The organism is Enterobacter cloacae complex sp. 2021EL-01169, assembly GCF_020733125.1.
GTDB lineage: Bacteria > Pseudomonadota > Gammaproteobacteria > Enterobacterales > Enterobacteriaceae > Enterobacter > Enterobacter roggenkampii.
The window spans coordinates 39,506-64,811 of record NZ_JAJFTC010000011.1; the positions used below are offsets into that span (position 1 = coordinate 39,506).

Genomic DNA, 25,306 nt, shown 5'->3' on the forward strand with positions numbered 1-25,306 from the left:
AGATTATGAAGACACATCCACAGTACGAACCCTGGCTGCAGGGCATGCTCATCATCGCGAAGCACTACCGGCTGGACTTTTCGGTGGAGCACGTTCGGGTCTCAATTAACCATGAAAGCCAGTCGCCGCGCCAGCTGGTGCTGGAGGAGATGGCGCGCCAGCTTGGGCTGGGGATGCGCGTGGTGGCGGCGGAAGAGGCATCCCTCGATCCGTGGCGTCTGCCGCTGCTGGCGGAATTCACCGGCGGGCAGATTGCGGTGATCAACCGCATGGACAACGAAGGCAACGTCAGCCTGCAGTTCAGCGGCGACGGCGGCCTGGAGACGACGCTGACGCGCGAGGCGCTCGGGTCGCGATTAAAGGGCCTGATGGTGCTGCGCCCGCTCGAGTCCACGCCGGATGCCCGCGTGGATGACTACATCAAACCGTATGAGAAAAACTGGTTCTGGCAGCTGGCGCTGAAGGACTGGCGACGTTACGGCGACATTATGCTGGTGGCGCTGGTCGCCAACGTGCTGGCGCTTTCCGGCATGGTCTTCTCCATGCAGGTCTACGACAGGGTGGTACCGTCGCAGTCAGAAGCCACGCTGTGGGTGCTGTTTGGCGGCGTGATGATTGCCATCGTGTTCGAATTCATCATGCGCATGCTGCGCGTGCACATTTCCGACGTGGTGGGGAAGCGCGCCGATCTGCGCATCTCTGAACGCGTCTTTGCCCACGCGCTGCGGATTAAAAACGGCGCACGCTCAAAATCAACCGGATCGTTTATCGCGCAGATCCGCGAGCTGGAGTCGGTGCGCGAGCTGATCACCTCGACGACCATTGCGGCCCTCTCCGATCTGCCGTTCTTCCTGCTGTTCGTCTTCATTCTGTGGATGATTGGCGGTCCGCTGGTGCTGGTGGTCCTGCTCGCCGTGCCGCTGTTGCTTATTCCTGGCCTGCTGGTGCAGCGCCCGCTGGGGAAACTCTCCAGCGAAGGGATGCGTGAATCCGCCATTCGTAACGCCACGCTGGTGGAAGCGGTGCAGGGCATTGAAGACATCAAGCTGATGCGCGCCGAGCAGCGTTTCCAGAACCAGTGGAATAACACCAACGACGTCGCCGCCAGCGTCGGCATGAAGCAGCGCTGGCTGACGGGCCTGCTGCTCACCTGGACGCAGGAGGTGCAGTCGATTGTTTACGCGGTGGTGCTGCTGGTGGGCTGCTATCTGGTCATCAGCGGTGACATGACCACCGGTGCGCTGGTGGGCACCTCGATTCTGGCGTCGCGGACCATTGCGCCGCTGTCGCAGATCTCAGGCGTGCTCTCGCGCTGGCAGTCGGCAAAAGTGGCCCGCAAGGGGCTGGACGACCTGATGCAGCGGCCGATTGACGATCCGCAGCACGGCAAGAAGGTGCACAAAGCCCACCTGCGCGGCGACTATGCGCTTGAGGACGTCGGGTTTTATTACGACGAGGAAGAGAAACTCACCGTGCTCAACATCAGCAAGCTGCAGATCCGCGCCGGAGAACGCGTGGCGGTGCTCGGGCGCAATGGCTCCGGCAAAAGCACGCTCCTACAGCTTCTGGCGGGCATGCAGGAGCCGCAGCAGGGCAGCATTCTGCTGGACGATATTGCCCTTAATCATCTCGACCCGGCCGACGTGCGTCGCGACATGCAGCTGCTGAGCCAGCAGGCCCGTCTGTTCTTTGGCTCCGTGCGGGACAACATCCTGATGGGCAACCCGCTGGCGACCGACGATGAGATTCACCAGGCGCTGGTCAACAGCGGCGCGCTGGAGTTTGTGCGCAAACAGAAAATGGGGTTGAACACCATCATCAACGAGGGCGGAACGGGCCTCTCCGGCGGTCAGCGTCAGGCGCTTTTGCTGGCGCGCGCCCTGATCACCTCGCCGACTATTCTGCTGCTGGACGAGCCTACCGCCTGGCTGGACGAAATGAGCGAGAAGCAGTTTATTCAGCATCTTCACACATGGCTGGGTAAACGCCGGACGCTGGTGGTGGCCACGCATCGCCTGCCGATTCTGGATCTGGTCGACCGCATCATCGTGCTGGAAAACGGCAAGGTGGTGATGGACGGCCCGCGCGACGCCATCCTGCACCAGCACGGTATGGTGCCGCAAAAGACAGCACAGCGCACCGTGACCATGAAACCGGCGGCGGTTGCAGAGGAGGGCGCGGCATGAATGATTTCTCCCGTTTTAATAGCCGACTGAAAGAGCCGCGCCTTCCGCGCGCCACGCTGGTGGCATGGTCGCTGTTCGCCCTGCTGGCGGCGTTTATCGCCTGGGCGAGCCTGTTCCATCTTGATGAGGTGACGACCGGCAGCGGTAAGGTGATACCGTCTTCTCATGAGCAGGTCATCCAGTCCCTGGAAGGCGGCATTATCCACAGCCTGATGGTGCGCGAAGGCGACATCGTCGAGCGCGGCCAGCAGCTCGCGCAGCTCGATCGGACAAAAACCGAGTCGAGCGTGCTGGAAAGCGAGTCGCGTCTGAATGCGGCGCTGGCCACGGCGGCACGCCTGAAGGCCGAAGTTAACGACACGGAGCTGACGTTTCCCGAGGAGCTGGATGACGACGTTGAGCTGGTTAAGCAGGAAACGGCGCTCTATCAGTCCCGTCGCGAGAGCCTTGAAAAGGGGCTGGCTGGTTTACGTCAGGGTGCCGAGCTGGTGCAACGCGAGCTGTCGTTGACCCGTCCGCTGGTTACCCAGGGGGCGGCCAGCAAGGTGGAGGTGCTGCGTCTTGAGCGTCAAAAAAATGAGCTTGAGAATAAAATCACCGAGATGAAAAACCAGTATTACGTTCGCGCCCGTGAAGAGCTGGCGAAAGCCAATGCGGAGATTGAAGCCCAGCGTTCGGTGATGAAGGGTCGGGAAGACTCCCTGACCCGACTGACCTTCAATGCGCCTGTTCGCGGGATCGTAAAGGATATTGACGTCACGACCGTGGGCGGCGTCATCCCGCCGAACGGCAAGCTGATGAGTCTGGTTCCGCTTGACGATCAGATGGTGATTGAGGCGAAAATTTCGCCGCGCGATGTGGCGTTTATCCATCCTGGCCAGAAGGCGCTGGTGAAAGTGACGGCCTATGACTACTCCATTTACGGCGGGCTGGAAGGGGAAGTAACCATGATTTCACCGGACACCCTGCAGGATGAGGTGAAAAGAGATGTTTATTACTATCGCGTCTATATTCGTACCGACAGTAACCATCTGACCAATAAGCAGGGTCAGGAATTTCCGGTCTTTCCGGGCATGATTGCCACCGTTGATATTAAAACCGGCAGCAAAACCATTCTGGATTATCTGTTGAAACCGCTGAACAAGGCAAAAGAGGCGCTGCGGGAACGATAGGTGAAGGGCGTTCGGAACACCGAACGCCTGGTGAATTATACGGTTGACGTCACGTTGTGAGCGTGGCGTCGCTCTTTAGGAACCACGTTGATGTAATGCGTGACATACGCAAAATATAATCCGGCATAATTTTCGACGAGTTCGATAAACGCCGGATAGACCGATAGCCGACCATCACCCCGATCTTTAAGATAGCCCGCCTCCTGAGCTGATTTGATAATCCGGTTGACGTGGATGCGCGATACAAAAAATTCTTTTGCGAGCGTGCTGGCTGAATAGTCAATAACGGCACCATGGGCGGATTTGTTTTTCATAGCCTGCAGGTAAAGATAAAGCATAATCATACGGCCACCATCTTTATCAATAAATAATCCTACTTCAGGCAAAACCTTTCTGAACGTTAATCCCCGAAAAAGATATTCTGCCGCGCGGCGAAAGAAGTTGCTTCTCAAAATATCATTATCCAGCAGGTTTACATTAATATTAAATGTCGGATAAAGAATACTGACGGGCAAAAAAGCGCCGGACATATAACGCTTTAGTTCATTCAGGCCTTTTTCGGTTGGCGCGATTCTCGTCTTTCGTCTGTCTTCCGTACAGCGCCAGGTCCTGATGCGCCCGGTGGTTCTGAGTATCGTAATGATCGCAATAACGCTGTTGGGGCTGGCTATCTTATAGCGAGAACATAACTCTTTAATTTCAGAAACTGACTCGGCCTGATTGCCAAAAATAAAACAACACATGGAGAGGATAATGTTGAACCGTGATTCCTGTAGCATTGTCTTGTAGAACAAAGGTTGTTTTTTGTAGATGGTGTCATTAATTGTGTAGTGCTCTAATATTGCCTCACCGAATCGTGGATTGCTCTTTATGACATCCCTTCGATGTAGCAAGGCCCTGGATGAGATATGATTATCCATAGCATTTTTCTCGTATTTGAATGAGCCGATAGATGAAGTGTCCAGTCTTCTTTTTCGGAATTTTCATTATACCCTGAGAATAAAACATTTGCCGTGGTTATTTGAAAAGAAAAGTATAGTTAAACGTTTGTGATTAACGCAAAGATGTTCCGGTGAATTAGGCTGATAACAGTTTCTTAACCCTGGGTGCTACTGTAAAATTATACTACGCAACAGATGCAATAGATTTTACGCATACTCAAACAGAAATGGCGCTTTGGTGCCCAGGAGCGGGTTATGACCCAAAAAATGTCTCTCAAAAATGGGGTTTGCGATGAACATAAATTTGTCATCTCAGCCTGCGGCTTCACATTTCAGGGGTATTGTTCGATCCTCAATAAGTACGGGATCCACGCTTCCCAAATTCACTTTAACGGAGATGAGGCATCCCAACAGGATGTTGAAAATATCCTTAAAAATCAGGATGCCCATATCGTGGTGTTCCTCGGGAAAGGTGTCGTCAATCTCCTGGAAAGCCTGAAGCGACTGGCCTCGGTACTCAATGCACTCCCCGTTATTCGGCATGTCACCCTGTATGGTGATATTCCTGACGGCTGGCTGTACCGCACGCTGGGCAGTCTTTTAAATAACAGTTATCAATTATCATTGATTCGCGTAGCCAGCGTTTCGGACATAGTAGGCTGTTTTAATACCCATTACAAAAGCTTTAAGGATCGTTCTCGAGTATTACGCGAACGCTACATGGATATTGGCTCTGAAGAAAATCTAAAGTGGTTAACAAGAAGAGAGATTGACGTTTTATTAAATTTCTATCGTGGTATGTCCGTAAAGGAAATGTGCGATAGAATGGGATTGTCGAATAAAACGGTTTATACCCACCGAAAGGAAGGCGTGCTTAAATTACGTTTAATTAAGCGCTGGTTACACGATCCGCACAATTTTAAAGCAGATAAACCTGATAAACACCCGCGTCAAAAAGTGGGGTTCACGGAAAAAGAAGCCGAAATTTTTAATGCGTTACGTAATCGGGAAATATTCCCGGCATATCAGATTATTACCGATCGAGATAAAAAAGGGGTTGGGTTTGAAATCCTGATTCGCTGGAATAAAAACGGTAAAATTGTCAAGCCTGCCAGTTTTTTAACGGATGTTTCCAATCATGAAATCTGGCTGAAAATTACGGCTTTGGTCATCCATGCCGCCGTTTCAGGTATTAATAAGTATAACGGGAAATACTATTTTTCAGTGAATATTCCGCCTCGTCTGGCGTCCGGGAATGCTTTGCCTGATATGGCACGGAAAGCCATCGGCATGCTGCTCAAACCGCAGTGGGCTGAAAAGCTGGTTTTTGAATTTGCAGAAGATATTGACGTGACGAAGGACAAAAGGATCCCTGAAACCATGCGGCATTTACGCAATACGGGGTGTCGATTGTTCCTGGATGACTGCTTCTCTAACCATCAAACCATGTTCCCGGTGCGCCAGGTGCATTTCGATGGGCTTAAGCTGGATCGGGACATCGTTGAGCATTTTGTGGCAAACGACAATGACTATAATTTGATTAAAGCGATACAGGTTTACAGCGACATGACCGGAACGGACTGTATTGCAGAGGGGGTTGATAGTGAAGAAAAGTTTGAGAAATTAGTCGAGCTGGGCATCAAGAACTTTCAGGGATATTATTTATCGCGTGCCGTGAAAGAGGAGGAGTTAGACCGCATGGTCAGGTTGTTTAGTTAAGAAAAAATAAAGCCCCGAAGGGCCCTGGGTTATTTCCGGCCCAGCAACAAGCCGAGAACAATACCGATTGCACCCGCGGCAACGAGGCCGGTGAGGGGATTGTTTCTGACGGCTTCAGTGACATCGGAAACGGCATCGCTGGCCTGAGCGGCATATTTTTTAGCAGCACCTTTAACCTGATGTTTTGGTGAATCAACGAATTCACCAAACTGCTGCTGCGCTGAACCTGCAAGTTCATCAAATTTATTTTTTGCTTTATCTTCAGCAAACTGGGTGTTTTTATCAGTACCGAAATCAGACATTTTTGCCTCCTTTTGTTGATAGTTAAAGGATAGCCGCTCTTTGTGGATACGGCAGACGAAAGGCTAAATTCGGCACCTGAAAGGGCGGTTTTCGGATATATCTCTATACCCGGAACCCGTTATTTCTCATTGTCATCCTGACCGTAAAACAGTTTCCCGATGCGGATCAGCGGGCGGCCCTGTGACTTACGGTGCAGGTTACTGTCCCTGAGCGAATAAACGCAGCCGCAGTATTCCTGCTGGTAAAACTGTTCTCGCTTGCTGATCTCAATCATGCGCGAGGAGCCGCCCTGTTTACGCCAGTTATAGTCCCAGTACACCATACCCGGATAGCGCGCCGCCGCACGCTGGCCGCAGTCATTTATCTGCTGCATGTTCTTCCAGCGGGAGATCCCCAGCGAGCTGCTGATGACGCTGAATCCATTTTCTGCCGCATAGAGCGCCGTACGCTCGAAACGCATATCGAAGCACATGGTGCAGCGGACGCCGCGCTCGGGTTCCCATTCCATGCCTTTCGCGCGCTCAAACCAGTTATCGGTGTCGTAATCGGCATCAACAAACGGCACGCCGTGCTTTTCCGCAAAGCGAATATTCTCCTCCTTACGAATGAGGTATTCCTTTTGCGGATGGATATTGGGGTTATAGAAGAAAATGGCGTACTCAATGCCCGACGCCTGAATAGCCTCCATCACTTCACCGGAGCAGGGGGCGCAGCAGGAGTGCAGCAGCAGTTTGTCAGCGCCGTTTGGCAGGGTGAGTTGAGGGCGGATAAAAGGGGCTGTCGTCATGGCGTTCTGCACTATGTTTATGAAATTTATGGAAGGGTAGCATAAATTCATAATCTGTTGAGACGGGATCGACGCAGGAAAGCGCGATCCCGCGGGGCGGGATCTTCTCGGGTATGACGTGACGCTATTCGGCAAATTTGAGCAACGCTTCTCCGTCAAGACGGTAGCGCACCCATTCGGACTGCGGGAGCGCGCCAATGCTCAGATAAAAATCGATGGCGGGCTGGTTCCAGTCCAGCACGCTCCATTCAAGGCGACCGCACTGCCGTTGTACGGCGAGCTGGGCGATATGTTTCAGCAGTGCTTTTCCCGCCCCCAGGCCGCGATAAGCTGGGGAAACATACAGATCTTCCATATAAATCCCGTTGCGGCCAAGCCAGGTTGAATAGCTGGTGAAGAACACGGCATAGCCGGCGATCTTGCCTTCACACTCCGCGATCAGCGCTTCGGTTTTAGTACCTGCGCCAAAGAGCGTTTCCCGGATCTCCTCCGGCGTGGTAACCACTTCTTCCGGGGCTTTTTCATACACCGCCAGCTCATAAATCATGGCGTAAATGGCTGCCGCATCTTCGGGGCGTGCCTGACGAAGGGTGATGCTCATTGTTTTTCCTGCTTTTTAGCGTGCGTCTTGATTGATTGCGTTAAGCATACGGCGTATTGTCTGAAGAATTAAGTGCAATGAAATCAACAAATGATGAATATTATGCATCCGGCCCTGAGACGTCTTGATTTAAACCTGCTGCCCGTTTTCGACGCGATTTACCGCCACCGCTCCGTTCGGCTGGCCGCTGACGAGCTGGCGATGAGCACATCCGCGCTCAGCCATGCGCTGTCGCGTCTGCGTGCCACCCTGAATGACCCGCTGTTCTTCCGCGAAGGGCACCGCATGTCCCCCAGCGTGTATGCTTCTCAGCTCGCGCCTTCGATTGCTTCCGCACTGTCGTTCCTGAATCATGAGCTGACTCCGCAGCCGGAGTTTGATGCAGCCAGCAGTACGGAGAGCCTTCAGATTGCGATAACGGACTTTACCGCGCTGTGCATTTTTCCGGCTCTGATGCACAGGCTGCAGCTTACAGCCCCGGGTTTACGCTTTGAATTGCGCTATCTGCCGCACAGCCCGGCGCTGACGGAACTGCTGGCGGGCGAGGTGGATCTGGCGCTGGGTTTCAGCACGCCGGAGGATATCCGTCATCCGGAACTGGAAGAGATCGGCTGGTTTGAAGATGAGTATGTGGTCATCAGCAACGCGCGCCGGACGCGGCTGACGCTGGAGGAGTATCTCGCGGCCCGACACCTGGTGGTGACGCCATGGAATGAGAAGCAGGGCGTTCTTGACGTACGGCTTGAGCAACTGGGCTATACCCGACAAATCGCGATCAAAACGCCGTCGATGCTCAGCGCACCGTTTATCGTAGCGGAAAGTGACCTGCTGATGGCCATTCCTCGTTACGCCGCTGAGAAGCTGGTTACGGCAGCAGGCCTGAGGATTTTTCCTTTACCGTTCTCGATACGCACGTTTGAAGTGAAAATTTACTCGCATAAACGCAGCGCCCAGCGGGGCGCAACGCGCTGGCTGAAGGAGGAACTGCAGATGCTGGCGCAGGCTGTCAGGGGACGGTAGGCTATTTGTTAGCGGACAGCCCAGCCCGCGCTTTAATATAGAGCAGAGCGAGTCTGTCCATAGAAGCTTAGGTCCTGAAGATTTTATTCATCCAGTAACGGTTTTCGATTATCTTTCGCTGGCTCTGGCTTGAGTTTTTCAACGGGAATACTGCACATGCTTTCCGCTATTATCCCAAAAAGAGAGTCTTTCGGGTAACTTTCCCATTGTCCCACATCCTGTGTCACATGTACGACATCGCCTTCCGCGAACGGTTTCGAAAAATAGGTTCGCGCCATAACGGCACGCTGGTTTTTGTCGCAGTTAATCACGTCGATTGCCCGTGAGCTCGCTATGTAGACGGGAGGATTTTTTATAATGAGTGTCTTCTCGGCGTAGTTATTGATGAAATAAAAGCGGCGTAAGCGGTCGTTACCCTGATAAGTTGAAATCACCCGAAAATCGATATACGAAGCAATTCTTTTATCTTCAAGGATTTTTATGACGCCTGCCGGTGGCTTGGGGGGAGACTGGGGCTGGGGTTTACTTGTCCCGGTACAACCTGTCAGCATAAGTAATAACAGCCATGTTAGCTTTTTCATTTCGCATCCCCTGCGGATAAATCAGGTCGTAATCTCGTCAGCATGTCAGGCGTTACATTTCCCTGAACGGTACAGAGCAATAATGTCCCGTCTTTGCTTTTGCTGAGCATTAACAGCTTTTCGGTACTTTCTTTTGCAGGAGCAATACCTGACACCGCCTGCGCGTTGTCTTCCCAGTCACTGTTTGGGTTGATTTTAATCATCGTCTGAGAAACATAATCATCTCCCGCCTTTTTCCAGGACAAATGATCAAGTCTGGACATCACTTCTTCTTGTGACTCTTTGAAAATGAGTCCCCAGTAATAGTACTTACCGTAATTGATTTCATCGAGATTGCTGGTTTGCAGGTAATATCCCGATACCGTCAGATTTAATTCATGCAGCGGTTGAGCAAACCAGATGGTGCGATTGCCGTCTTCAGGGGCTTTGAACCAGGCCTGCGAATGCTTGTTAAGCGTTAAGGGGGCTACGCGACTGAGTTTGGCTCGCTGATGATAAATCTCGTTGAATAAGGTTGAGTCGCAGCGGGTCAACGTTTGTGTCAACGTGCTGGCGTGAACCGTGGGTGTGGCTACAGCCATACCTGCTATGAGCCCAATGGAGGAGATGAGTTTACGCATGTAATATCCCTATATAAAAAAAAGACCCTGTTTTTATCGGCTTATCAGGATGAGACTTTACGCTTTTTTATTTTGCTTCGTTATCTGGCGTATTCAATGCCTCCCCCGAGTTTTGTACAAAACCTCAACCCTCTAATCTTTAGGTTTACACAGCGGTAACAAAATAGGTACCATACCCCCCTATAGTATCAGGAGGGCGTATGCCGCATTCACCCGAAGATAAAAAACGTATTCTTACCCGCGTCCGCCGCATTCGGGGCCAGGTTGATGCCCTGGAACGCGCGCTGGAGTCCGGCGACCCCTGTCTGGCCATCCTGCAGCAAATTGCCGCCGTGCGCGGGGCTGCCAATGGCCTGATGGGCGAAATGGTTGAAATTCACCTCAAAGATGAGCTGGTAGCGGGGGACACCACGCCGGATCAGCGTGCCGTTCGTATGGCGGAAGTCGGCCATTTACTGCGCTCTTATCTAAAATAAATCCACATACCTGACAAGAAGGGAAGACATATGAAATCTCGCGCTGCAGTTGCATTTGGCCCCGGCCAGCCGCTCAAAATCGTTGAAATTGACGTGGCACCGCCGAAGAAAGGCGAAGTGCTGATCAAAATCACCCATACCGGCGTATGTCATACCGATGCGTTTACGCTCTCGGGCGACGACCCGGAAGGCGTCTTCCCGGCGGTGCTCGGCCATGAAGGCGGCGGGATTGTGGTGGAAGTGGGCGAGGGCGTGACCAGCCTGAAGCCGGGCGATCACGTGATCCCGTTGTACACCGCGGAATGCGGCGAGTGTAAGTTCTGTAAATCCGGCAAAACTAACCTCTGCCAGGCCGTTCGCGCCACCCAGGGGAAAGGGCTGATGCCCGACGGGACGACCCGTTTCTCGTACAACGGCGAGCCGGTTTATCACTACATGGGCACCAGCACCTTCAGCGAATACACCGTTTGCGCGGAGATCTCGCTGGCGAAGGTGAACCCGCAGGCGCCGCTGGATAAAGTCTGCCTGCTGGGCTGCGGCGTGACCACCGGTATTGGCGCGGTGCATAACACCGCAAAAGTCAAAGAGGGCGATACCGTGGCGGTGTTCGGTCTCGGCGGCATTGGTCTGGCGGTGATTCAGGGCGCGGTGCAGGCGAAGGCCGGTCGTATCATCGCGGTCGATACCAACCCGGAGAAATTCAGGCTGGCGGGTGAAATGGGCGCGACCGATTTCGTGAACCCGAAAGATCACGAGAAGCCGATTCAGGACGTCATCGTTGAGATGACCGACGGCGGCGTGGACTTCAGCTTCGAGTGTATCGGCAACGTCAACGTGATGCGTTCCGCGCTGGAGTGCTGCCACAAAGGCTGGGGCGAGAGCATCATCATTGGCGTGGCCGGTGCGGGCCAGGAGATTAAAACCCGTCCATTCCAGCTGGTCACCGGGCGCGTATGGCGCGGTTCCGCGTTTGGCGGCGTGAAGGGCCGTACCCAGCTTCCGGGTATGGTTGAAGATGCGATGGTCGGCAAGATTCAGCTCGATCCGTTCATTACCCACCGCTTACCGCTGGAGCAGATCAACGAGGCGTTTGATCTGATGCACGAAGGAAAATCCATCCGTACCGTTATCCATTTCGGCGACAAGTAACTCTTCTGCCAGCGGTTTTTCGCCGCTGGCATTTCTTTAATAATCTTCTCTAAAGTGTGACCAGTGCGGCGTTTTTAGCCGTAATCTAAATCTCTGCCGTGCCGATGACTATTTAACAGGCGTGTTTTTACGCATCTTACCTACAAGAGAGTCGACGGTCATGGACAACACTACTTCGATGCTGGCGCAGCGCAAGCTGGGCTTCTTGCATCACATCAGGCTGGTTCCGCTGTTTTCCTCCATTCTCGGTGGCATTATTCTTCTGTTTGCCTTGAGCTCGGGTCTGGCAGGGTATTTCCTGCTGCAGGCCGATAACGATCAGCAGGATGTCACATCCGAAATTCAGGTGCGTATGGGGCTGTCGAACAGCTCAAACCATCTGCGAACCGCGCGTATCAATCTGATCCACGCCGGTGCGGCAAGCCGTATCGCAGAGATGGATGCGATGAAGCAGAACATCAGCGAGGCGGAAACGCGCATTAAGCAGTCTCAGGAGAGCTTTACCGCCTACATGAATCGCGCCGTGCGTACCGCCGAGGGCGCAGCGCTGGATGCGGAGCTTAAGACCCGGTATGACGCCTATATCGCGGGCATGCAGCCGATGGTCAAATTCGCCAAAAACGGCATGTTCGAGGCGATCATCAACCACGAAAACGAAACGGCGCGTCCGCTGGACGACGCGTACAACGCCGTACTGCTGAAGGCGATTAAGATCCGTACCGACCGTGCCAATGCGCTAACGGCGCAGGCGCACAGCCGCACGCAGCTGGGCCTGATGTTTATGGTGGGCGCGTTTGCGCTGGCGCTGGTGCTGACGGCGATGACCTTTGTCGTGCTGCGCCGCACGGTAATCAATCCGCTGCAGCGGGCAGCGAAACGTATCGAGAATATCGCTAAGGGCGACCTGACGATGCCGGACGACGTGGCCGGGCGCAGCGAAATTGGCCGCCTGACGCGGGATCTGCAAACCATGCAGCACTCGCTTGAAAAAACGGTCGGCACCGTGCGTCAGGGGGCGGAGGAGATTTACCGTGGCACCAGCGAAATTTCTGCCGGTAACACCGATCTCTCGTCCCGCACCGAGCAGCAGGCTGCCGCCATCGAGCAGACCGCCGCCAGCATGGAACAGCTGACCGCGACGGTGAAGCAGAACGCGGATAACGCCCATCATGCCAGCAAGCTGGCGGAAGATGCCTCCGGGAAAGCCACCCGCGGCGGCCAGATGGTCTCCGGCGTGGTGAAAACCATGGGCAATATCTCCAGCAGCTCGAAGAAGATCTCTGAAATCACCGCCGTGATTAACAGCATTGCCTTCCAGACCAATATCCTGGCGCTTAACGCGGCGGTAGAAGCGGCGCGGGCGGGTGAACAGGGGCGCGGATTTGCCGTGGTGGCCAGTGAAGTGCGCACCCTGGCAAGCCGCAGTGCGAATGCCGCAAAAGAGATCGAAAGCCTGATCAACGAATCGGTTTCGCTGATCGATCAGGGGTCCGGTGAAGTTGTTGCCGCCGGTAACACCATGAATGAGATCGTCGACGCGGTGAAGCGCGTCACCGACATCATGCTGGAGATTGCCGCGGCGTCCGATGAGCAGAGTCGCGGTATCGTCCAGGTGAGCCAGGCGATTTCGGAGATGGATAAAGTGACCCAGCAGAACGCCTCGCTGGTGGAAGAAGCCTCCGCAGCGGCGGCTTCTCTGGAAGAACAGGGCGCGCGTCTGACCGAGGCGGTTGGGGCGTTTCGTCTGAGCGGTGCGAAGCCGAACCGCGCGGTGGCGTCAGCGCCAGTGGCGACGAGCGCGCCGTTGCGCCCGGCGGCGACAGTTTCGGGGGATAACTGGGAGACGTTCTGAGTCGCGTGTTTTGTCGGGTGGCGGCTTCGCCTTACCCGACCTACTTGTATTTGTAGGCCCGCGTAAGCGTAGCGCCACCGGGCAAAAAAAAGGGACCTTTCGGTCCCTTTTTCACATCTTATTTCTTGTCAGGTAACGCGTACGCGATAACGTAATCACCGCGATCCGGCGACTGGCGGGCGCCACCGGCGTTAATGATGATGTACTGCTTACCGGTTTTCGGCGACACGTAGGTCATCGGGCCGGACTGGCTGCCGACCGGCAGGCGGTCTTTCCAGATCTCTTTCCCGGTGGCGGTATCAAACGCGCGCAGGTAGAAATCCTGGGTGCCGGCAAAGAACAGCAGGCCAGACTGGGTCGAGAGCGATGCCCCAAGCGTCGGCATGCCGATTGGGATTGGCATGTGCATGCGAATGCCCAGCGGGCCGGTATCTTCCACCGTGCCAACAGGAACCTGCCACACCAGCTTGCCGGTTTTCAGGTCAACGGCCGACATGGTGCCAAACGGCGGCTTCTGGCACGGAATGCCCAGCGGCGACAGGAAGCGCTCGCGCATCGCACCGAACGGCGTGCCGTCCATCGGGACAATCCCCATCTCGATGCCGCTGGCATCTTTCGCCACGTTCGCGCGCGGCACCATGTAGTTTGCCAGACCCAGACGCATATCGTTGACGAACATCAGGCTGTTGTTCGGGTCAACGGAGACGCTGCCCCAGTTCATCCCGCCGAGTGAGCCAGGGAACTGCAGGGAACGGTCAAGACCCGGTGGAGTGAAGACGCCCTGATGACGCATCTCTTTAAACTGAATGCGGCACAGCAGCAGGTCGACTGGCGTCGCGCCCCACATGTCGGACTCGGTCAGCGTCTGGTTGCCAATCATCGGCATGCCAACAGAGTACGGCTGGGTTGGGGAGTAGCGTTCACCTTCAACGTTACCCGCCGGGACAGGGCGTTCCTCGACCTTCGCCACCGGCTTGCCGGTTTCGCGGTTAAGCATGAAGATCATGCCCTGCTTGCTGGTCTGCACCAGCACAGGCGTGGTGCCGCCCTTGCCGTCAGGCAGGTCGTACAGCAGCGGCTGGGAAGGCAGGTCAAAGTCCCACAGGTCGTGGTGGGTGGTCTGGAAATGCCAGCGGACCTGGCCGGTGGCCGCGTCGACGGCGACGATGGAGGAACTGTACTTATCGTCCAGCGCGGTACGCTCGCCCGCCCAGAAGTCTGGCGTGGCGTTGCCGGTTGGCAGGTAGATCAGGTTCAGTTTGGCGTCGTAGGACATCGCTGACCAGACGTTCGGCGTGCCGCGGGTGTAGGTCTGGCCTTCCGGCGGCAGGCCGGTCAGGTTCGGATTACCCGGATCCCACGCCCAGGCCAGCTTACCGGTGTGAACGTCGTAGGCGCGAACCACGCCCGGCGGCTCGCCGGTCGAGTAGTTATCCGCGACGCGACCGCCGACGACAACGACGTTCCCGGCCACCAGCGGCGTGGAGGTCTGCTGATAATATCCGGGCTTAATCTCACCCATGCCGACGCTCAGATCCACGGTGCCGTGATCGCCAAAGTCGTCGCAGACCTTGCCGTTATCCGCGTTAATGGCAATCAGACGGGCATCGGTGGTGGGCAGGAACAGGCGGCGAGGGCATGCCGCTGGCGATGTTCCGGTCTGTGACGCTGTCACGTTTTCATGATCTTCAAAGTAGCCCAGACCGCGGCAGCGCTGCCAGTTCGGCGCGGTGGCTTTCGAATCATAACGCCATTTTTCTTTACCGGAATCCACGTCCAGCGCCAGCACTTTACTGTACGGCGTACAGACATACAGCGTGTCGCCAATCTGCAGCGGCGTGTTCTGATCTTCCGCACCCGAGCCGTTGCTCTGCGGAATATCGCCGGTGTGCGCAACCCACGCGACTTTCAGCGAGCTGACGTTTTGCTTGTTAATCTGATCCAGCGCGGCGAAGCGGTCGCCGTGGGTGGTGTTGCCCCAGTGCTCCCAGTTCTTTTGCTGCTCGCCGGGTGCGACGGGTTTCACCGGCACGGGCTCGTTCGCTGCCACAAGGGTTTGCGGCTTAAACATCCAGCCGAGGCTGACCAGCATGGCCACCGCGAGCAGCGCCGCGACGCCAAAAGCGGGGGCTTTGTTTGGTGCAGTGTGGTTTGCCGCACGCAGGAAGGGCCAGACGATGGCGCACAGGAACGCCAGCACGGCAAAGGTAAACAGGCGGGAGAAGAGCGGCCAGAAATCCCAGCCCGCATCGCTTACCGCCCAGAACAGCGAGGCAATAAACGCGATGCCGTAAAGCAGGATCCCGCTGGTGCGGTTGAGGAAAATCAGGATCGCGGCAATCACCATTGCCACGCCCATTATCAGGAAGTAACTACTCCCGCCTACGGTGGCGAGCTTAAAGCCCAACCCGCCGACCGCCAGACCGATGAGCATCATCAGTCCGGCAAGAAGCCACTGCAGAATACGCGGTATTCCACGTGGCGCGCTGCCAAATGCCATTTCTCTCTCCTTTAGATCCCGCCGCCGTGTCGGGTATGTACCAGTTGGGTAATAAATGCGGTGGGATTGATGATTGGTACGGGTGAATTCGTTTTTATCAAACCGTTTGTGAACCATTTGGTGAATTCACGGCTATGATAAAACTGTTAAATTGCTTTACGCAATTGTTAATGAATGATTTCGCATTATTTGATTAACGCGCAGGTCTGTTCCCTCGCCCCTTCAGGGGAGAGGGCTAGGGTGAGGGATATTAAACCGGCATCGATTTACGGATGGCGCTCAGCAGCGTTTGCGCGCCGGTGGAAAGCGGGGTATCTACACGGGTCAAAATGCCGATAGGTTCACCAGCGCCTGGGGCCGTTACGGGGAGAGCGGTCAGCGTGCCCTGGCGCAAATCATCTTTTACCGCGCCGGAGGGAACGAACCAGACGTAGTCATAGTCGAGGGTGAGCTGGCGTGAAAGCGAGGCTGACAGCGTTTCGATACACCCTGAGGGCAGCGTACACCCCTGCATTTGCAGCAAGGTTTCGGCGGTCTGACGCGGGACGGTCCCTTTCGGGCACACCACGACCGGCCACTCCATGACGCGGCTTAACGTCACCGTGTCCTGCAGCAGAGGGTGATCGGGACGAACCACCAGCTTCAGGGATTCCAGGAACAGCAGCTCGTAATTGAGACCGCCCATCAGTTCAGGGTCGGACATGCGGCCAATCCCGATATCCAGCTCGCCCGATTTCAGTCCCGCGAGCAGCATGGTGTTATTCATGGTGGCAACCTGGATCGTGGTATGCCGTTGCTGCTTGTGGAACTGGCCAATCACCGGCGGAAGAATGCCCAGCGCGGCGGTGGGCAGGGCCCCGACGCGGACGACCTCGCTGGTGTGTTCTTCTTTTCGATGCAGCGACTGGCCTGCGGTATTGAGCGCATCCAGCACTTTGACGGCGTGCGTAAGGAACTGTTCGCCCACGATGGTAAGCTGCGCCCCCAGCCGACCCCGGTCAAAAAGACGGGCGCCGGTCAGCTGTTCAAGCTCGTTGAGGGTTTTCGAGAGCGCAGGCTGGCTCAGGTTAAGAGTTTCAGCCGCACGCCCCAGCGTTCCCTGTTGAGCGACGGCCACAAATGTATGCAAATGGCGCAAGCGTATGCGCTGACTGAACAGACCATTTTTTTCCATAGGCGATGTTAAAAACAGAGCGATGCGGGTGACAAGCTAAGTTGTTTAATTTTGATAACTTGATAGCAAAATATTTTTAACATTTGATCTGTTTGAGTTACAACATGTTTTTCGGCAGGGGAAGAAATGTGAACATCCTTGTTCATTTATTGCTCACTGCAGAGAGGGAGGGTTAAGGGGTTAGATCACGCCGTCACCGCCGTCAGAACACCATACCTGGCCGGAGGTAAATGAACATTCATCCGAGGCCAGCGTGACGTACAGCGGGGCAATCTCGACGGGCTGACCCGGACGTCCCAGCGGGGTATCGCCGCCAAACTCCTTCACTTTTTCCATCGGCTGGCCACCGCTGGATTGCAGCACCGTCCAGTAAGGTCCGGGAGCGACCGCGTTGACGCGAATGCCTTTCGGACCCAGCTGCTTGGCTAAGGATTTGGTAAATACCGCCAGGCAGGCTTTGGTCTGGGCGTAGTCCAGCAGCACCGGGCTCGGCTTCACGGCCTGAACGGAGGAGGTATTAATGATAACGGACGAGGCTTTCAGGTGGCGCAGCGCCGCCTTCGTGATCCAGAAGGGGGCATAGACGTTGGTTTTAAACGTCGCGTCAAAATCTTCGGTAGTCAGCTCTTCAAGGGATTCACGGAACTGCTGACGACCGGCGTTATTGACCAGAATATCCAGCCCGCCCAGCTTCGAGACGGCTTCTTCGACCAGATTCTGGCAGAAGGTTTCGTCCCGAACGTCCCCCGGCAGCGCGACGGCATTCCGGCCTTCGGCTTTGATCAGATCGATGACCTCCGCGGCGTCTTTTTCCTCTTCAGGCAGGTAGTTAATGGCCACGTCTGCACCTTCGCGGGCATAGGCGATGGCCACTGCGCGACCGATACCCGAGTCACCGCCGGTGATCAGCGCTTTTTTACCGGCCAGGCGGCCATGCCCTTTGTAGCTAGTTTCCCCGTGGTCGGGTACAGGCTGCATTTCGGATGCCAGTCCCGGTGGCGTCTGTGGCTGTTCCGGGAACGGGGGTTGCGGGTAAGCGTTCGTACGTTGTTGGGTATCACTCATAGCTGACTCCTTAAGCCAAGGGGTGAGATTTGATGGATAACTGCAGCGTTAACGCTTCGCTGAATTATTTCTGCAAACGATCGACACGGACGACGGCAGGAGATGATTTTTTATCAAGCGAACCGTTGATGCTGATCATCTGGTCGGGTTTTACCGTTCTGCCGTCGAAGACTGCCTGGGGAATAATAACGTCGATTTTTCCGGTTTTATCCTGAAATACAAACTTATCGCCGCTACCGTCAATAAGATTACCGCGTAATGAAATGGTCGCACCGTCGTGCAGTTGTTTTGCCTGATCGATGGTCATAATACGCGCATCATCGGTTCCGCGATATCCGCTATCCAGCGCGTGGGGCGGCGGCGGGGCTTCACCTTTTTGTAACCCGCCGTTATTATCTGCCCATGCGGCCGGAACCAGAAATATCAAAAAAGCGGAAATAAGCGATAATTTCATCGGATATCCTTCATTTTCGGTGTCTTGACTTATTAAGTATTGTTGCTATTCCTTTATGTGGCAAATGTGATAAGTCCTAAAAACATTCGCGTTAGAAATCATAATTTTCGGATAATAAGCGAAACGGTGACGATGGCCATGAAGCAAGAAAATGAAAAGTTACCCGGGATTGAGGAAAGGTATCGCTTGCTGACGTTTGAATACGCGTTTCGTCAGGTGGGGTTTATTGTTCTGTTAGGTATTATCGTTGCCGCCATTGCCGGTCTGTTTTCAAGCGGAATAGTCAGCGATACGGTAAAAACAAATTCCGCTAAGTCGCTGACCATAAACTATGAGCGCTTCGGGCGGCGGGAGACGGAGACACGGATGCAGCTTGCGTTTCCGGTGAAAACGGAGGGGACCTATACCCTCAGCGTCACCAGCGAGAGTAGCGAGGCGTATGATCCAGGCAGCGTCTGGCCCCAGCCGGACGCCATGTTCAGCCACGGAAATAGCCTCTATTTTGTTTATCACAACCTGAAAAAGACGGACAACTTTTCGGTATTACTCTTTACCACACCGTCCCGCGCCGGTAAATGGAACTCGGTCATCCGCGTAAACAACGAGCCGGAGATCACCCTCTGGCAATTTATTTACCCGTAGGAGGCTGATATGGATATGGTCTTTCGTGCGCTGGCGATTTATCTGTTCCTCGTGGTGGTATTTAAAGTGGCCGGGCGACGCGCGCTGCTGCAGATGACCAGCTTTGATCTCATTCTTCTCCTGATAATTAGTGAAGCCACGCAGCAGGCCCTTCTGGGGCAGGATTTTTCCGTCACCGGCGCGATGATTACGATTACCACCCTGGTGGTAGTGGATATTATTTTTGGCCTTATGAAAAAATATTTTTCCCCGGTAGAGAATATTCTGGACGGCACTCCCGTGATTCTGGTGGAAAACGGCGTTCCCCTGGCGGATAAACTCAAAAAGGTCGATGTCTCTTGCGATGATATTCTGGTTTCCGCGCGTCAGAATAATGGCATTACCGAAATAAGCCAAATTAAATATGCCATACTTGAGCGCAATGGACATATTTCAATCATTCCTTTCGAGAAATAAGAGGCGGCAAGATGAGCAATCTTTTGCACGATAACCATTACACCGTCGGTGAACTGACAAAAAAACTGGCGAGCAAGTTAACCGATGCCGGGCTGCGCTTAACCACGGCGGAATCCTGCACCGGGGGAAAGCTCTCGGTGGCGCTCTGCGCTGAAGAGAACACGGCCGATTTTTATGATGTCGGGCTGGTGGTGTTCAGCGATGCCGCGAAAGCGCGGATCCTCGGCGTGCGTCCTGAAACGCTGGCGCGCTATACCGCCGTCAGCGAACAGACGGTGACCGAGATGGCCGCCAGCATCCGCGACATTGCCCAGGCGGATATCAGCATCGCCATCAGCGGATACGCTGGTCCGGAAGGGGGCGACGACGGCACGGCGGCGGGGACGGTCTGTTTTGCGTGGAACATACGTGGCGAGACGAAAACCCGTACCGTGCTTTTCTCCGGAGACTGTCAAGACGTGGTGGAAAAAGCGGTGCATTTTTCGCTGGCAGAGCTGGTAACAACATTGTCGGACGGGCATAACGGTTGAGTTCACGTGGAGGTTCTATGGCTGTCATAGTGATTACCGGTGGGACGGCGGGCGTGGGAAAAGCCACGGCGCTGCGCTTCGCAAAAGCAGGTTACGATGTGGGTCTCATCGCCCGTGATGAAGCCAGCCTGCACTCCACCCAGGAAGAGTTGCGCCGCTTCGGCGTAAATGCGCACGCCGTGCAGGCGGACGTCGCCGACAGTCAGGCGGTGGTGGATGCGGCTAACGAGATTGAGTATCGCCTCGGTGCGATTGATGTCTGGGTCAACAACGCCATGGGGGCCGTGCTGGCACCGTTTCGTACCCTTACGCCGGACGAGTTTCGGCGCGTGACCGAGGTGACATACCTCGGCTACGTGAACGGCACCCGCGCGGCGCTTGAGCTTATGGTTCCGCGCGACAGGGGCGTGATTATTCAGGTAGGGTCCGCGCTGGCCTACCGTTCCATTCCTCTGCAGTCCGCCTACTGCGGGGCCAAAGCGGCGATCCGCGGGTTTACCGATGCGGTGCGCACCGAGCTGATGCATGAGAACAGCCGGGTTCAGCTTTCGATGGTGCAGATGCCGGGGCTCAATACGCCGCAGTTCGAATGGGCAAGGAACAAGTTCGCGTGGGCAATGCGGCCGGTACCGCCGGTGTTCGAGCCTGAAGTCGCCGCCAGCGCCATCTTCAGGGTTGCGCAAAAGCCGGTGCGCGAGCTGTGGGTAGGCAGCAGCACCATTCAGTCGATTGTCGGGCAGTTCCTCTTCCCGGGTTTTCTGGACAGGCTGATGGTGAAGAAAGCCTGGGAAGGTCAGATGACCGACGATCTGAACGCGCCGGACCGCCGGGATTATCTCGACCAGCCGGTTAACGACCTGCACAAAATCCATGGCCGTTTCACTGACGAAGCGAAAACCCGCGCGTCGTCCGTGACCTCCGGTATGCCGGGCAAAGTGGCGTTAGGGGCCCTTGCGGTGGCGGGTATTGTGTTGACGCGTTTGATAACCCGCCGGAAACCGTAATCAGCGCAGCGCGCTGCGGTGCGTCCAGAACCAGCGATAGCCGTAGCCGCCAAGGCTGAGCTCGACGGTTTTACCGCAAACCAGCGCGTCATCGTAGCGTTTGTCCGCGAGACAGGCGGTCCAGGTCGTGTTGCGGATCCCCTTCACGGTGAACTGCACCGGCTGGTCACTGAAGTTAACAAAGGTCAGGATGCTGCGTTCTTCGGTCTCGTAATAGATCCCCAGCACCGCGTCACTATCGATCGTGAGGAGCCGAAAGGGCGCAACGGCAATTTCGGGGAACTCCGAGCGGGTATTGGCGATATCAATGATGCGGTGCAGGAGCGAGTTGCGGTGGAGCAGCGAATCAGCGACGTTGATTTTTTGATAGCGGTAAGGGCCGCGGTCGATAATCGGCGCGATAAATTTTTCCGGGTCGGCTGCCGAAAAACCGCCGCCTTGCGATCCCGCCCACTGCATGGGGGTGCGCACAGCGTAGCGCTCCTCCAGATCGAGGTCATCCCCCATGCCGATCTCATCGCCATAGCGCATCACCGGAACGCCGGGCAGGGAAAAGAGTACCGCGTGGCAGAACGCCAGCCGCTTCAGATCGCCGTTGAGCATCGGTGCCAGGCGGCGGCGGATCCCGCGCTGATAGACGTTCATCTCCTCATCAGGGGCGAAGGTATCGAGGACAAACTGTTTGTCTTTCTGGCTGATGCCCTCCAGATCCAGCTCGTCGTGATTGCGCAGCCAGTTGGCAAAACAGCATGAATCGGGCGGGACGATCATTTTCTTCACCGCGTTGCGCAGCGGACGGGCGCTTTTGCGGGCCAGGCTGACGTAAAAATACTTGTTGAGCCAGAAATTGAGCACCAGATTCAGGCGGTCATTATTGCCAAAGTAGTCCTGATAGGCCTCCACCTCGACGTCCACTTCACCCAGCAGGATCGCGTCCGGATTATGCTCCTCAATCAGACGGCGCATGTGTTCGAGGATCCACAGACCCTTTTTTTCATCACCATTTCCCGCCAGCGTGGTCAGGTGGGAGGCGGCATCCAGGCGGAACCCCGACACGCCCAGTTTGAGCCAGAAGAGGATGATGTTCTCAATCTCTTTCAGCACCGCGGGTGAGGTCAGGTTCAGGTCCGGTTCGTGGCGATAGAACATGTGCCGGTAGTATTGTCCCGCTTCGTCGTCCCAGGTCCAGATGCTCTCCTCCACGCCGGGAAACATGGGGGGCGTATCGTCGTCGTCACTATCTGACCAGAGGTAGTAATCCCGATAGGGTGACGCCGGGTTACGGCGGGCCTGCTGGAACCAGGGATGCGCGTCAGAGGTGTGCTGGATCAGCAGTTCAATAATGACCTGCATGCCCAGCTCGCGGGCCTGTTCGATAAAGGCGATGATATCGGCCAGCTTTCCGAAGCGGGGATCCACCTGGAGATGGTCGCTGACGTCATAGCCTTCATCGAGAAAGGGCGTGAGATAAAACGGGGTGATCCAGATAACCGTCGCCCCCATGCGGCGAATGTACCGCAGCTTGGCCGTTATCCCGGCGATATCCCCGCAGCCATCGCCGTTCAAATCATAAAAGAGTGCGGTATCAATCTGGTAAATAATGGCCCGTGTATGCCAGTCCGTCATAGCGAGCCTCAGTGATAGCCTTCAGTATCCGAAACCTTGCCCCGGAACACGTAGTAGCTCCAGGCGGTGTACACCAGGATCACCGGAATAATCAGTAACGTTCCAACCAGCATAAACAGCTGGCTGGCAGGCGGGGCCGCGGCCTCCCACAGAGTGATACGCGGCGGAATAATGTTCGGCCAGAGGCTGATACCCAGTCCGCTGAAACCGAGGAAGATCAGCCCCAGCGTCAGCAGGAAAGGGCGCGCGTGGCTGGCCGGATTGCGGGTCAGGCGCCAGATCAGCACGCTGAAGATCCCGACCAGCAGCGGAACCGGCAGGAACCAGAAGAAGTTGGGCAGGGTAAACCAGCGGTCGGCGACGTACTGCCAGCCGAGCGGCGTCCAGACGCTGACCACCGCGATAACCACCATCAGCGCCAGCAGCACGTGGCGGGTCAGTTCGCGCATGCGTTGTTGCAGCGCGCCTTCGCTTTTCATGATGAGCCAGGTGGTGCCCAGCAGCGTGTAGGCGACGACCAGACCGATGCCGCAGAAGAGGTTGAAAGGCGTGAGCCAGTCCAGCGAAGAGCCGACAAAACGTCGGCCCTCCACGTCAAAGCCGTTGATCACGGCGCCCACCACCACGCCCTGGCTGAAGGTGGCGAGCAGGGAGCCGCCGGCAAAGGAGTAGTCCCAGAATTTGCGGTGTGAAGGGGTGGCTTTGAAGCGGAACTCAAAGGCAACGCCGCGAAAGATGAGGCCGATCAGCATCGCGGTGAGGGGGATGGTCAGCGCATCAATGATCACCGCATAGGCCAGCGGAAACGCGCCGAACAGCCCCGCGCCGCCGAGCACCAGCCAGGTCTCGTTGCCGTCCCAGACGGGCGCCACGCTGTTGACCATCACATCGCGCTCTTTGGCATCGCCCACGAAGTTAAACAGCAGGCCAATCCCCAGATCGAAGCCGTCCATAATGATATACATCAGCGTGGCAAACACGATGATGGCAAACCAAATCACTGAGATATCGACGCCCATCAGATTCTCTCCTCTTCCGGAACAGACTCCGCGGCTGACAGCGGACGGGCAGGCGTGCCCGAGGTGTTTGACGTCAGCGTATCAACGGGCTGAGGACCTTTCTTAATCAGCCGGATGAGATAAACATAGCCCACGCCAAATACGGATGAGTAGACGACGAAGAACGCCAGCAGGCTAATGCTCATCTGCAGGGTGCTGTGCAGCGATACCGCGTCGATGGTGCGCAGGTAGCCATAGACAACCCACGGCTGACGGCCTACTTCGGTGGTCACCCAGCCGGCAAGCAGCGCGACCAGCCCCGCAGGCCCCATGCAGAGGGCAAACCACTGGAACGGACGCGAGTGGTAAAGTCGATGGCGATAGCGTAGCCAGAGGCTGAGCAGACCGAGGGTAATCATCAGCAGCCCCATCCCTACCATAATGCGGAACGACCAGAAAACGATGGTCGAGTTGGGTCGATCCTCTTTCGGGAAGTCTTTCAGCGCCGGGACCTGTTTATCCAGGCTGTGCGTCAGAATCAGGCTACCGAGCGCGGGGATCTCCAGACCGTATTTGGTGCGCTCTTCCTCCATATCCGGCAGGCCAAACAGCAGCAGCGGGGTGGCCTCGCCGGGCGGATTTTCCCAGTGACCCTCAATAGCGGCGATTTTGGCTGGCTGATGCTCAAGCGTGTTCAGGCCGTGCATATCGCCCACCACCGCCTGGATCGGGGCGACCAGCAGCGCCATCCACATCGCCATCGAAAACATGGTGCGAACGGCGGGCGTATCGTTACCGCGCAGCAGATGCCAGGCGGCCGACGCGCCGACAAACAGCGCGCTGCTCAGGAACGCGGCGATAGCCATATGAATAAGACGGTACGGGAAGGAGGGGTTAAAGACGATCGCCAGCCAGTCCTGCGGGATCACCTGCCCGTTTTCGATAGTGAAACCCTGCGGCGTATGCATCCAGCTGTTGGAGGCGAGGATCCAGAAGGTCGACATCAGCGTGCCGAGCGCCACCATGCAGGTCGAAAAGAAGTGCAGCCCTGGGCCGACCTTGTTCCAGCCGAACATCATGACGCCAAGGAATCCGGCCTCCAGGAAGAAAGCGGTTAACACCTCATAAGTCAGAAGCGGGCCGGTAATGCTGCCCGCGAACTGGGAGAACCCGCTCCAGTTGGTGCCAAACTGGTACGCCATCACCAGCCCGGAAACGACGCCCATGCCGAAGTTAACGGCAAATATCTTTAGCCAGAAGTGGTACAACGATCGCCAGACGTCGTTTTTGGTGCGCAGCCACATGCCCTCCAGCACCACCAGGTAGCTGGCGAGACCGATGGTGATCGCAGGAAACAGGATGTGGAACGAGACGGTAAAAGCGAACTGAATTCTGGCCAGATGAAACGCATCGAGTTCGAACATGGTCCGTACCTCTGAGACGATGGGGC

General features: G+C 55.8%; 24 protein-coding genes. 11 read left to right on the forward strand and 13 right to left on the reverse strand.

Annotation, left to right across the window (positions count from 1 at the left end):
- The first annotated feature begins 5 nt into the window (after nucleotides 1-5).
- Together LLF79_RS20545 and LLF79_RS20550 are read left to right on the forward strand one after the other, a co-directional pair.
- Entirely contained in the window at nucleotides 6-2,186 is a 2,181-nt protein-coding gene (locus LLF79_RS20545; protein WP_227880297.1) for a type I secretion system permease/ATPase, read from the forward strand.
- Nucleotides 2,183-3,358 (forward strand): HlyD family type I secretion periplasmic adaptor subunit, encoded by a 1,176-nt coding sequence (locus tag LLF79_RS20550; protein WP_008502297.1) that lies wholly within the window; start codon nucleotides 2,183-2,185, stop codon nucleotides 3,356-3,358. The genes LLF79_RS20545 and LLF79_RS20550 overlap by 4 nt, the downstream gene beginning before the upstream one ends.
- 35 nt (nucleotides 3,359-3,393) lie before the next feature.
- Here the strand turns inward: LLF79_RS20550 and LLF79_RS20555 are convergent, their stop codons facing one another.
- A complete protein-coding gene (locus LLF79_RS20555; protein ID WP_032663545.1) occupies nucleotides 3,394-4,278 on the reverse strand; it encodes a hypothetical protein in 885 nt (294 codons plus the stop codon).
- 276 nt (nucleotides 4,279-4,554) lie between these two features.
- On the opposite strand from LLF79_RS20555, the gene LLF79_RS20560 reads away from it, so the two are divergent.
- Complete coding sequence (locus tag LLF79_RS20560; RefSeq protein ID WP_126325325.1) at nucleotides 4,555-6,018, forward strand: EAL domain-containing protein; 1,464 nt, start codon at nucleotides 4,555-4,557, stop codon at nucleotides 6,016-6,018.
- Between the two features lie 29 nt (nucleotides 6,019-6,047).
- On the opposite strand, the gene LLF79_RS20565 is transcribed toward LLF79_RS20560, so the two are convergent.
- The 3 genes from LLF79_RS20565 to LLF79_RS20575 form a co-directional block, all read right to left on the reverse strand.
- Nucleotides 6,048-6,320, reverse strand: coding sequence for a YqjD family protein (locus LLF79_RS20565; protein WP_008502294.1), 273 nt, complete (start codon nucleotides 6,318-6,320; stop codon nucleotides 6,048-6,050).
- A 119-nt stretch (nucleotides 6,321-6,439) separates the two neighbouring features.
- Entirely contained in the window at nucleotides 6,440-7,108 is a 669-nt protein-coding gene (locus tag LLF79_RS20570) for an epoxyqueuosine reductase QueH (RefSeq protein WP_227880298.1), read from the reverse strand.
- Nucleotides 7,109-7,232: 124 nt separating this feature from the next.
- The gene (locus LLF79_RS20575) at nucleotides 7,233-7,709 is read right to left on the reverse strand and encodes a GNAT family N-acetyltransferase (protein WP_008502292.1); all 477 of its coding nucleotides are present in this window, start codon (nucleotides 7,707-7,709) and stop codon (nucleotides 7,233-7,235) included.
- Nucleotides 7,710-7,799: 90 nt separating this feature from the next.
- Between LLF79_RS20575 and LLF79_RS20580 the strand changes: the two genes are divergently transcribed.
- Nucleotides 7,800-8,729, forward strand: a complete 930-nt coding sequence (locus LLF79_RS20580) for a LysR family transcriptional regulator (protein WP_227880300.1) — start codon at nucleotides 7,800-7,802, stop codon at nucleotides 8,727-8,729.
- A gap of 83 nt (nucleotides 8,730-8,812) precedes the next feature.
- On the opposite strand, the gene LLF79_RS20585 is transcribed toward LLF79_RS20580, so the two are convergent.
- On the reverse strand, nucleotides 8,813-9,310 hold the full coding sequence (locus LLF79_RS20585; protein WP_224162501.1) for a surface-adhesin E family protein: 498 nt from the start codon (nucleotides 9,308-9,310) through the stop codon (nucleotides 8,813-8,815).
- The gene (locus tag LLF79_RS20590; RefSeq protein ID WP_227880302.1) at nucleotides 9,307-9,930 is read right to left on the reverse strand and encodes a hypothetical protein; all 624 of its coding nucleotides are present in this window, start codon (nucleotides 9,928-9,930) and stop codon (nucleotides 9,307-9,309) included. Before LLF79_RS20590 ends, LLF79_RS20585 begins: the two co-directional genes overlap by 4 nt.
- A gap of 200 nt (nucleotides 9,931-10,130) precedes the next feature.
- Here LLF79_RS20590 and LLF79_RS20595 point away from each other — a divergent pair, with 200 nt between their 5' ends.
- The 3 genes from LLF79_RS20595 (at nucleotide 10,131) to LLF79_RS20605 (ending at nucleotide 13,407) form a co-directional block, all read left to right on the forward strand.
- Nucleotides 10,131-10,406 carry a metal/formaldehyde-sensitive transcriptional repressor gene (locus tag LLF79_RS20595; protein WP_008502288.1) on the forward strand — a complete coding sequence of 92 codons (276 nt, stop codon included), beginning with the start codon at nucleotides 10,131-10,133 and terminating at the stop codon, nucleotides 10,404-10,406.
- A gap of 30 nt (nucleotides 10,407-10,436) precedes the next feature.
- Nucleotides 10,437-11,555, forward strand: coding sequence for an S-(hydroxymethyl)glutathione dehydrogenase/class III alcohol dehydrogenase (locus LLF79_RS20600; protein WP_021242543.1), 1,119 nt, complete (start codon nucleotides 10,437-10,439; stop codon nucleotides 11,553-11,555).
- A gap of 160 nt (nucleotides 11,556-11,715) precedes the next feature.
- Nucleotides 11,716-13,407, forward strand: a complete 1,692-nt coding sequence (locus tag LLF79_RS20605; protein WP_025911194.1) for a methyl-accepting chemotaxis protein — start codon at nucleotides 11,716-11,718, stop codon at nucleotides 13,405-13,407.
- 118 nt (nucleotides 13,408-13,525) lie between these two features.
- Here LLF79_RS20605 and LLF79_RS20610 read toward each other — a convergent pair whose 3' ends face one another.
- The 4 genes from LLF79_RS20610 to LLF79_RS20625 form a co-directional block, all read right to left on the reverse strand.
- On the reverse strand, nucleotides 13,526-15,907 hold the full coding sequence (locus tag LLF79_RS20610) for a glucose/quinate/shikimate family membrane-bound PQQ-dependent dehydrogenase (RefSeq protein WP_227880303.1): 2,382 nt from the start codon (nucleotides 15,905-15,907) through the stop codon (nucleotides 13,526-13,528).
- A gap of 250 nt (nucleotides 15,908-16,157) precedes the next feature.
- A complete protein-coding gene (locus LLF79_RS20615; RefSeq protein ID WP_021242540.1) occupies nucleotides 16,158-17,081 on the reverse strand; it encodes a LysR substrate-binding domain-containing protein in 924 nt (307 codons plus the stop codon).
- Nucleotides 17,082-17,261: 180 nt separating this feature from the next.
- Nucleotides 17,262-18,146, reverse strand: a complete 885-nt coding sequence (locus LLF79_RS20620) for an SDR family oxidoreductase (protein WP_021242539.1) — start codon at nucleotides 18,144-18,146, stop codon at nucleotides 17,262-17,264.
- A 64-nt stretch (nucleotides 18,147-18,210) separates the two neighbouring features.
- Nucleotides 18,211-18,600, reverse strand: coding sequence for a YdeI family stress tolerance OB fold protein (locus LLF79_RS20625; RefSeq protein ID WP_008502282.1), 390 nt, complete (start codon nucleotides 18,598-18,600; stop codon nucleotides 18,211-18,213).
- A gap of 138 nt (nucleotides 18,601-18,738) precedes the next feature.
- Here LLF79_RS20625 and LLF79_RS20630 point away from each other — a divergent pair, with 138 nt between their 5' ends.
- The 4 genes from LLF79_RS20630 to LLF79_RS20645 are packed head-to-tail and all read left to right on the forward strand — an operon-like array spanning nucleotide 18,739 to nucleotide 21,232.
- On the forward strand, nucleotides 18,739-19,242 hold the full coding sequence (locus LLF79_RS20630) for a hypothetical protein (RefSeq protein WP_045336173.1): 504 nt from the start codon (nucleotides 18,739-18,741) through the stop codon (nucleotides 19,240-19,242).
- 9 nt (nucleotides 19,243-19,251) lie between these two features.
- Nucleotides 19,252-19,698 carry a DUF421 domain-containing protein gene (locus LLF79_RS20635; RefSeq protein WP_008502280.1) on the forward strand — a complete coding sequence of 149 codons (447 nt, stop codon included), beginning with the start codon at nucleotides 19,252-19,254 and terminating at the stop codon, nucleotides 19,696-19,698.
- An 11-nt stretch (nucleotides 19,699-19,709) separates the two neighbouring features.
- A complete protein-coding gene (locus LLF79_RS20640) occupies nucleotides 19,710-20,228 on the forward strand; it encodes a 2-oxo-tetronate isomerase (RefSeq protein ID WP_045353983.1) in 519 nt (172 codons plus the stop codon).
- Between the two features lie 17 nt (nucleotides 20,229-20,245).
- Nucleotides 20,246-21,232, forward strand: a complete 987-nt coding sequence (locus LLF79_RS20645; protein WP_044596403.1) for an SDR family oxidoreductase — start codon at nucleotides 20,246-20,248, stop codon at nucleotides 21,230-21,232.
- On the opposite strand, the gene LLF79_RS20650 is transcribed toward LLF79_RS20645, so the two are convergent.
- From LLF79_RS20650 to LLF79_RS20660, 3 genes are read right to left on the reverse strand one after another with little or no spacing between them, the layout of a single operon-like run.
- A complete protein-coding gene (locus LLF79_RS20650) occupies nucleotides 21,233-22,858 on the reverse strand; it encodes an alpha-amylase family protein (protein ID WP_227880304.1) in 1,626 nt (541 codons plus the stop codon).
- 8 nt (nucleotides 22,859-22,866) lie between these two features.
- Nucleotides 22,867-23,877 carry a cytochrome d ubiquinol oxidase subunit II gene (gene cydB, locus LLF79_RS20655; RefSeq protein WP_008502276.1) on the reverse strand — a complete coding sequence of 337 codons (1,011 nt, stop codon included), beginning with the start codon at nucleotides 23,875-23,877 and terminating at the stop codon, nucleotides 22,867-22,869.
- Nucleotides 23,877-25,280: a cytochrome ubiquinol oxidase subunit I gene (locus tag LLF79_RS20660; RefSeq protein ID WP_021242535.1), complete on the reverse strand. Its 1,404-nt coding sequence runs from the start codon at nucleotides 25,278-25,280 to the stop codon at nucleotides 23,877-23,879. Before LLF79_RS20660 ends, cydB begins: the two co-directional genes overlap by 1 nt.
- Nucleotides 25,281-25,306 lie beyond the last annotated feature (26 nt).